At 68.2% G+C, this 302-nt stretch carries 1 protein-coding gene and 1 pseudogene; one reads left to right on the top strand and one right to left on the bottom strand.

Annotated features, from left to right (window positions below; all coding sequences use genetic code 11):
* A pseudogene (locus FLV34_RS40000) lies at window positions 1–98 on the top strand (transposase); the annotation flags it as partial.
* Between the two features lie 35 nt (window positions 99–133).
* Here FLV34_RS40000 and FLV34_RS43630 read toward each other — a convergent pair.
* Entirely contained in the window at window positions 134–283 is a 150-nt protein-coding gene (locus FLV34_RS43630; RefSeq protein ID WP_369074152.1) for an integrase core domain-containing protein, read from the bottom strand.
* Window positions 284–302: the final 19 nt, after the last annotated feature.

Genomic DNA, 302 nt, shown 5'->3' with positions numbered 1-302 from the left:
CCGGCGTCCTGCTGGTCACCAGCGACTGCCACGCCGGGCTACGTGACGCGATCGCCGCCACGCTGCCCGGCGCCTCCTGGCAGCGCTGCCGCACCCACTGAAGTGAACCGCGCCGAGTTTCGTGGAGGCCGGGTTAGCTGGCTGGGGTGAGGATAGCCGTGGCGGTTTGTGTTCGGTAGTGGGTCTCGAATTCGGCTGGTGGGAGGTCGTTGCAGGCGCTGTGGAGGCGCCGGTTGTTGTACCAGTCGACCCATTCCATGGTGGCGATCTCGACGTCGTCCAGGCCGTTCCACGGGCCGCGC

Origin of the sequence: Microbispora sp. CSR-4 (assembly GCF_008033685.1) — a bacterium.
In the GTDB taxonomy this organism is placed as follows: Bacteria; Actinomycetota; Actinomycetes; order Streptosporangiales; family Streptosporangiaceae; genus Microbispora.
Note: the sequence above shows the minus strand (reverse complement) of the source record. Positions and strands in the feature narration are given on the sequence as shown.